This window comes from Nocardia sp. BSTN01 (assembly GCF_015354405.1).
Classification (GTDB): Bacteria; Actinomycetota; Actinomycetes; order Mycobacteriales; family Mycobacteriaceae; genus Nocardia.
The window spans coordinates 1-7,845 of the sequence record NZ_JADKYP010000110.1; the positions used below are offsets into that span (position 1 = coordinate 1).

Annotated in this window: 8 protein-coding genes and 1 pseudogene; 7 read left to right on the top strand and 2 right to left on the bottom strand. The window is 67.9% G+C overall.

Annotated features, from left to right (window positions below; all coding sequences use genetic code 11):
* The 4 genes from IRT45_RS35590 to lhgO all read left to right on the top strand — a co-directional run.
* On the top strand, positions 1 to 876 hold an 876-nt coding region (locus IRT45_RS35590; RefSeq protein ID WP_194810153.1), incomplete at its 5' end, for a PepSY domain-containing protein.
* Between the two features lie 283 nt (positions 877 to 1,159).
* Complete coding sequence (locus tag IRT45_RS35595) at positions 1,160 to 1,858, top strand: hypothetical protein (RefSeq protein ID WP_194810154.1); 699 nt, start codon at positions 1,160 to 1,162, stop codon at positions 1,856 to 1,858.
* Between the two features lie 135 nt (positions 1,859 to 1,993).
* Positions 1,994 to 2,656 (top strand): YcnI family protein, encoded by a 663-nt coding sequence (locus IRT45_RS35600; RefSeq protein ID WP_194810155.1) that lies wholly within the window; start codon positions 1,994 to 1,996, stop codon positions 2,654 to 2,656.
* Between the two features lie 91 nt (positions 2,657 to 2,747).
* Positions 2,748 to 3,950 (top strand): L-2-hydroxyglutarate oxidase, encoded by a 1,203-nt coding sequence (gene lhgO, locus IRT45_RS35605; protein WP_194810156.1) that lies wholly within the window; start codon positions 2,748 to 2,750, stop codon positions 3,948 to 3,950.
* Positions 3,951 to 3,959: 9 nt separating this feature from the next.
* Here lhgO and IRT45_RS35610 read toward each other — a convergent pair whose 3' ends face one another.
* Together IRT45_RS35610 and IRT45_RS35615 are read right to left on the bottom strand one after the other, a co-directional pair.
* Complete coding sequence (locus IRT45_RS35610; RefSeq protein WP_063012152.1) at positions 3,960 to 4,223, bottom strand: hypothetical protein; 264 nt, start codon at positions 4,221 to 4,223, stop codon at positions 3,960 to 3,962.
* A 12-nt stretch (positions 4,224 to 4,235) separates the two neighbouring features.
* Positions 4,236 to 5,957: a sodium:solute symporter family protein gene (locus IRT45_RS35615; RefSeq protein ID WP_228535980.1), complete on the bottom strand. Its 1,722-nt coding sequence runs from the start codon at positions 5,955 to 5,957 to the stop codon at positions 4,236 to 4,238.
* A gap of 200 nt (positions 5,958 to 6,157) precedes the next feature.
* On the opposite strand from IRT45_RS35615, the gene IRT45_RS35620 reads away from it, so the two are divergent.
* The 3 genes and pseudogenes from IRT45_RS35620 to IRT45_RS35630 all read left to right on the top strand — a co-directional run.
* Positions 6,158 to 6,706 carry a pyruvoyl-dependent arginine decarboxylase gene (locus IRT45_RS35620; RefSeq protein ID WP_194810157.1) on the top strand — a complete coding sequence of 183 codons (549 nt, stop codon included), beginning with the start codon at positions 6,158 to 6,160 and terminating at the stop codon, positions 6,704 to 6,706.
* Entirely contained in the window at positions 6,703 to 7,302 is a 600-nt protein-coding gene (locus IRT45_RS35625) for a hypothetical protein (protein WP_228535982.1), read from the top strand. Before IRT45_RS35620 ends, IRT45_RS35625 begins: the two co-directional genes overlap by 4 nt.
* Positions 7,302 to 7,845, top strand: a pseudogene (locus IRT45_RS35630) (hypothetical protein); the annotation flags it as partial. The gene IRT45_RS35625 and the pseudogene IRT45_RS35630, both read left to right, overlap by 1 nt.

Sequence of the window (7,845 nt, forward strand, 5' to 3'; positions counted from 1 at the left end):
TGGCTGCGCCGCTCCCGCGGTTCCGCGCGGCGGCTGCTGTGGCCGGATCGGTCGAAGGCCGGTCGTCCGCGCAGCGTCAGCCGGCATGCCGCGGTCGGGATGTGGATCGTGCTGCCGTTGCTGTTCCTCTCGGCGACCGGTATGACCTGGTCGCAGCATGCGGGACAGCACATCACGTCGCTGCGGCAGCAGTTGAACTGGACCACCCCGGTCGTCGACACGGCACTGCCGGGTGCACCGATGCCGTCGATGCCGGCCGGTGAACATGCCGAACACACCGGCGGACACGGCATGTCGATGCCCGTTCCCGCCGACCGCGCCGCGCGAGTGGACAAGGTTCTCGCGGTGGCCCGCGGGCACGGTATCGACGGTCCGGTCGAGATCACGATCCCGGCGAAGGACACCACCGCCTTCACCGTCAAGGAACGCCGCCTGTCCGGGGTCTACACCCAGGACGCGATCGCGGTGGACGGTAAGACCGGCGATGTCACCGACATCCTGCGCTACGCGGACTGGCCGCTGATGGCCAAACTCGCCAACTGGGGCATTCAGCTGCATATGGGCATGCTGTTCGGCCTCGCCAATCAGCTGTTGCTGCTGGCCACGATGATCGCGCTGATCATCGTGATCGGACGCGGCTATCTGATGTGGTGGCGACGGCGTCCGACCCGCGAGCACAGCCCCTTCACCTTCGGGCGGGCACCGGCACGCGGAGTGCTGCGACGGGCGCCGCTGTGGATCAGCGTCCCGCTGGTCGCGGTCACCGTGGGGATCGGATGGTTCGCACCGGTGCTCGGCGTGAGTCTGCTCGCATTCCTGATCGTCGACATCGTCCTCGGCCTGATCGCGGGACGACGCCGGGGAGTAGTCGCCTGACGTCCTGAACCGCATTCGGTCACGACACCTGCCGACGTAATTCGGCTGCGCCGGAACATCTTTCCCGCTCGCACGAGCGACGCCGAGTCGCCCGTGCGATGGACCGCGCGCTCGGCCGGGCCGTGACAGCCGCCGACAGCGATCGGCCGGCATCACCGATTGCGCCGTAATCCGTCGGACACACCGACTTCGGTCGTCCGGGGCTGCTTCATGCCCAGATTCGGCGCACTCGGCACACCTACAGCAACTTTCGTTTACCTGATACCGCAAAGGATTCATCACCATGGGAATCAAGAACATCGCCGCCACCGCCGCCTTCGTCGCCGCCGCCCTGGGCCTGAGCACAGCCACCGCGGGCGCCGATCCCGCCGAGGCCGGTGCGGTCGGCTTCCAGGCGACCACCACGCCGACCGGCACCGTCATCTCCACCGACGCCGGATCGCTGTCGGCCGACGACGGCGTATTCACCGTCAAGGCGGCCGACGGCACCGTACTGGCCGGAACGCAGCTGACCTTCCGGGTCGACGATTTCGTCTTCCCGATCGAGGCCCGGATCCACGACCGCACCGCGACCCTGACCCCGAAGTTCGACCTCGCGCACGCGGCGTACCAGCCGGTCGCGATGCCGTTCGAGGACAGCGCGCCGTGGAAGACCCCGTACGACCGGGAGCAGGCCGCGTGGAGCCGGATGACCAGCACCCTCAGCGCCGGCGCTTCGATCGGCACCCTGGTGGGCGGCATCGGTGGCGCCGGAATCGGCTGTGTCCTGGGCGGGATCGCGGGAGCGACCATCGCGGCGGCCACCATCGTCGGCATGTTCGGCCCGTTCGTGCCGGCCGCGGTGGTGGGCTGCCTCGGCGGCATCGTCGCCATCGGCGCACTGGGCACTCTCGCGGGTCAGCTGCTGGTCACCGCCCCGGTCGCGGTCCTGGCCGCGGCGCAGTACTTCACGACGGTGAACTCCCCGTTCCCCGCGAAGTGAGGTAAGCGAGGCCACCCGGCGGAGGCGCCCAGCGCAATCCGCCGGGATCGGCGCCGGCGCCGCCCATTCGGGATATCGTGCACACGATCAGCACAGGTTGTCTCCGTTTTCCCTTCGCGAAGGAGTGACCGCGTTATGAACGAATCCTGGTTCCGCCGCGCCGCGCTCGCCGGTATCGCCACCGCGGCGGCCACCGTCCTCGCCGCCGCCCCGGCATCCGCCCATGTCACCGTCTCCGGTCCCGACGCGGCCCGCGGCGGTTCGGCGGTGCTGACCTTCCGGGTACCCAACGAATCGGCCACCGGTAGCGCCACCACACAACTGAGCGTGCGGCTTCCGGCCCTGACGGAAGCCGACACCGAACCCGTACCGGGTTGGAAGACGAAGGTCACCCGCGACGACAACCACCGGGTCGTCGCCGTCACGTGGATGGCGGATCCGGGCGGCGGCATCGGGGCCGGGCAATTCGAACAGTTCTCGGTGCTGGCCGACGGACTGCCGGACGCCGACACCGTCACACTGCCCGCCACCCAGACCTACGCCGACGGACGGGTCGTGAACTGGGACCAATCCCCCTCCGGGGACACCGAACCCGAATTCCCCGCGCCGACACTGGCATTGGCGCCCGCGCACGAGGGCGGGGCGCAGAACCACGGCGACGTCCACGCCGCCGCCGCGGCCGAGGAACACGAGACCGACACCACGGCGCGATGGCTGGGCAGCATCGGCATCGTGCTGGGCGCCCTGGGTGTTCTCGCGGCTGCCACGATGTTCACGCGGAACCGGCCTGGGCAATAGCCGCCCGGTCGGCCCCGAGGACGCCGACGCCGGCGACCGCCCGTACATTGACGACGAACGTGGCCGATCACGGGCGAGAGTGGGAGTGAGCGTGCCGGAGCAGACCGTCGGCATCATCGGCGCCGGCATCATCGGACTGGCGATCGGCCGGGAAATCACCCGCCGGCGGCCCGGCACCCGGGTCGTCGTGGTGGACAAGGAAGATCGGGTCGCGACCCACCAGACCGGGCACAACTCCGGAGTCGTCCATGCCGGAATCTACTACGAGCCCGGGTCGCTGAAGGCCACCCTGTGCGCCCGCGGACGGCAGCTGCTGCGCGACTACTGCGCCGAGAAGCGGCTGCCCTACGACGAGGTCGGCAAATTGGTCGTCGCGGTCACGCCGGACGATGTGGTGCGAATGGACGCGCTGGCCGAGCGGGCGGGCAGCAATCGCGTACCGGGGCTGCGGCGTATCGATGCCGGCGAGCTCCGCGGGATCGAACCGCATGCGACGGGGCTGGCCGCGCTGCATTCGCCGCATACCGCCATCACCGATTTTCCCCGGATCGCCGCCGCCTTCGCCGACGACATCACCACCGCGGGCGGGGAGATCCGCTTGTCCTTCCCGGTCACCGATGTCACGCCCGCCCCGACCGGCATCCGCTTCGGCTCGGACGCCGCGCAGATCGTGGTGGATCGGCTCGTCGTATGCGCGGGTCTGCACAGCGATGCCGTGGCCGGGCTGGCCGGAGACGAGCCGGGGCCCAGGATCATTCCGTTCCGGGGCGAGTACATGCTGGTCCGGCCGGAGAAGAAGGATCTGGTGCGCGGACTGATCTATCCGGTACCCGATCCGCGGTACCCCTTTCTCGGCGTACATTTCACCCGCCGGGTGAACGGGGAGGTGGAGGTGGGGCCGAACGCGGTGCTCGCACTCGCTCGCGAGGGATATCGGCGGTCCGCGGTCTCCGCGCGGGACCTGCGCGACCTCGCGGCCTGGCCCGGGTCCTGGCGGATGGCGCGCCGGCACTGGCGCACCGGGGTGCGCGAAATCTACGGCTCACTGTCCGCGCGCGCGTATATGCGGGCGGCGCAACGATATGTCCCGGACATCGGCGTGCGCGACGTGTTCCGGGCCGGTTCGGGTGTGCGAGCGCAGGCCGTCGACGCCGGTGGGGAACTCGTCGACGACTTCCGCATCCACCGCCTGGGCCCGATCACCGCCGTCCGCAACGCGCCCTCCCCCGCGGCCACCTCGAGTATGGCCATCGCCGAGCACGTGGTCGACGTACTCGAGCAGGACGGCGAATAGCATTGGCCGCTAGGGTTCCGCGGGGCCGCCGGGTGTCTCGGTCTCGGACTGCTCCGGTTCGGATTCGGTGAGTTCGCGGACCGGCCGTAGCACCACCCACAGCAGGAAGGCCGCCGCCGCGACGAGCATCCCGATCCCGGCCCAGAGGTTGATATTCCACCCACCCGTGCGCACCCGCTCGGCGGCGGTGTCGTGGACGAGCGAGGTGACGACGAGGATCAGGCCGTAGCACCCGAGCAGGGCACCGACGATGGTGCGGATATCGAAAAGCATGGCGTCACTTCCTCATCCGACGAAGATGTTCAGCGCGATCACGATGACCAGGGCGATCCCGGCGAGCAGCACCGGTCGCTGATACCACGGCAACGTCGCGGCATCGGGATCGGTGAGCTGGGCCTTCGGCGTCTCCGAATACACCAGTCCGACCAGTTCGGCGTCGGGTTTGGGCGTGGTCCACATACTCACCGCGATACTGAGCGCCATATCGACCACGAAGGCCACACCGGCGGCGACGAAACTCGACCCCTGGCCGGACAGGTGAAACACCTCGGCCTTGTTCAGGATGAAGATCACCATCGCGCTGAGGGTTCCGCCCACCAGGCCGACCCAACCGGCGGTCGGGGTCATCCGCTTCCAGAACATGCCGAGGATGAAGGTCGCGAACAGCGGCGCGTTGAAGAACGAGAACAGCGTCTGCAGGTAGTCCATCATGTTCGAGAAGCTGCCCGCGATGAACGCGGTACCGATCGCGATGGCCGTGGCGCCGATCGTGGCGAGGCGGCCGACGGTGAGGTAATAGCCGTCGGGTTTGTCCTTGACCGCGTACTGCTGCCACAGGTCGTAGCTGAAGACGGTGTTGAACGCGGAGATGTTGGCCGCCATCCCGGCCATGAACGCCGCCAGCAGACCCGCCAGGCCGACACCCAGAAGTCCGTTCGGCAGAACCTCTTTCATCAGGTAGAGCAGCGCCTGATTGTAGGTAGCGTCGCCCTGACCGGTGTTCTTCAACTCGGCGATCTGCGGGATCAGCAATGCGGCGACCATACCGGGGATGACGACGATGAACGGGATGAACATCTTGGGGTAGGCGCCGATGATCGGGGTGCGCCGCGCGGCCGAGATCGAATGCGTCGCCAGCGCGCGCTGCACCTCGACGAAATTCGTTGTCCAGTAACCGAACGACAGCACGAACCCGAGACCGAGCACGATGCCCGTCACCGACAGGACGTTGTTGGAGAAACCGCTCAGCTCGTGGCCCGGCCAGGAGTGCCACTGTTCGGAGCCGTCGGGCCGGGCGGTCACCTGGTCCTTCAGACCGCTCACACCGCCGATGCGGTGCAGGCCGACCAGGGTGAGCGGCAGCAGCGCCGCGACGATGACGAAGAACTGCAGCACCTCGTTGTAGATCGCCGCCGACAGACCGCCGAGGGTGATGTAGGACAACACGATCAACGCCGCGACGATCACCGACACCCAGAGCGGCCAGCCCAGCAGCACATTGACGATCGAGCCGAGCAGGTAGAGATTGACCCCGGCGATCAGCACCTGGGCGAGCGCGAAACTGATCGCGTTCACCAGATGCGCGCCGGTGCCGAAGCGCCGCCGCATGAACTCCGGAACACTGCGGACCTTGGAGCCGTAGTAGAACGGCATCATCACCACGCCGAGGAACAGCATGGCCGGCACCGCGCCGATCCAGAAGTAGTGCATGGTCGGCATGCCGTATTCGGCGCCGTTGGCCGACATGCCCATGATCTCGACCGCACCGAGATTCGCGGAGATGAAGGCCAGGCCGGTGACCCAGGCGGGCAGCGACCGACCCGACAGGAAGAAATCGATGCTCGACGAGACCCGCGCGCGGGCCATCAGTCCGATACCGAGTACGAACACGAAATACACGGCGACCAAGGCGTAATCGACAGGTGCGGCATCGAGCCGGAGCTGATCCGCACCCAGCACCGCCGCCGCTGAATCGAACCGGTGCGGTAGCTGAGCTAGAGGCTGCATACGGATCTCCTGTCGGAAAGACCAGCGGTCGACCGGGTCGCGATATGCCCGGATCGTAGCGCGCCCCAGTGCATCTCCGGGGCCAGTCCGCGTCCCGCGCGGCGCGCGCCGGGTCGATCTGCCACTCTTCGAAGAGGGAATTTAGAGAAACGCCGCCCTGCAAAATGCAACACTGGTGAGCCCGGGAAGGATCGAACACGATGCTCACAACTCATACTTCGCTCGACCCCCGCGGCCGCCGTGATCGCGATCGCGAAGGATCCGCGACGCTGACGATCGAGATCGGCACGGCGACGGGAACGGGCGCTACCGAGGTGGCCGCCTTCGACGCGGCCCTGTGCGAACTCGGTGTGGGAGAAGCGAATCTGATCCGATTGTCGTCGGTGATCCCACCGCGGGCACAGCTGCGGCGCACCGCGCGGGTGCGTCAGCGGATCGGCTGGGGCGACCGTCTCTACTGCGTTTACGCCCTCGGGCACGCGCGGACGCGGGGCGCCACCGCGGCCGCCGGGATCGGCTGGACCCTGTGTGCGGACGGTTCCGGCGCGGGCCTGTTCGTCGAACATGCCGCCGAAACGACCGAGCAGGTCGACGATCTCATCAACGCCAGCCTCGCCGATATGACCGCCGCGCGGCCGGGACGGTTCGGCCCGATCCACACCGCCACCGTCGCGGCGCGCTCCGACGGGCGCGACACGTGTGCGCTGGCACTGGCCGCGTACCGGGCCAGCGGCTGGGATCGTCCGTGAACGATGCGCTCGGCCCCGCGGCGTCGTGGCCGGGTGTCGAGATCACCCTCGAGGCGGCGATCGCCGACGCCGAGATCGAACTCTTCCACGACCTCTACGAGCAGGCCTTCGGACCGCTGCGAGCGCAGGCGGTCGCCCGGCAGGTGCTGCATCGCAACGAGTTCCGCGCGGAGATGACCGACATTCGGGTCGACAAGATCGTGGCCCGCACGCCGGCCGGCGAGCCGATCGGACTCACCACCCTGACCCGGCATCTGGACACCGTGCCGTGGATCAGTCCGGAGTATTTTGCGACACGGTTTCCGCAACACGCCGAGCGCAATGCGATTTACTATGCAGGTTTCACCCTTGTTACCCCAACTGCGCGACACGGGGTGGCTTTTCATGCCATGATCAGTACAGTTGTCCAGATCCTGGCGGCAGATGGTGGGGTCGTCGGCTGGGACATCTGCTCGTACAACAATTCTCAATTCTCGTTCGCCGACGCACTGCGCAGTGCGATCGGTGAACAGGCGAACGTGGAAGTCGCGATCGAGGATTCACAAACCTACTACGCGGCTCGGTTCATCGACGACGACGCGGACCAGGGGGGCTGATGACATCCGGCACACAGCACCACCACACCACCCGCATCCGGCCGCTACGCACGTGGCCGCCGGAAAAGCTCTGGCCCACAGCACTATCGGCCGCCGTCGTCCTGATCGTGGCCGTCCTGGCGATCGCCGAATCACCGGCGCTGTCACTGACGGCGGTGCTCGGGGTCGTCGTGGCGACGCTGACCATGATCGGGACGGGAGTGCGGCGGCATCGTCCGCCCGCACCGGCGGCGTGGTATCTGCTCGCCCTCTCCGGCGTCTTGTTCGCCGCCGGAACGCTGCTGCGCGATTTCACCGGCAGCGGTTTCCCGCCCTACGACGATCTGGCGACGCTGGCCGGCTACGGCGGCGTCGGCGTCGCCGCCTTCCTCTGGCTGTGGCCGCGGCGCTCCAGCTGTCAGCGCGATCTGGTGCTGGATTCGGGGTTGATCGCGCTCGGCGCCCTGCTCGCCTCGTGGACCTTTCTCATCTCCCCCGTCCTGCACAACACCCGGCAGTGGGACGCCTCGGCGTTGATCATGCCGATCTATCCGGTGATCGACG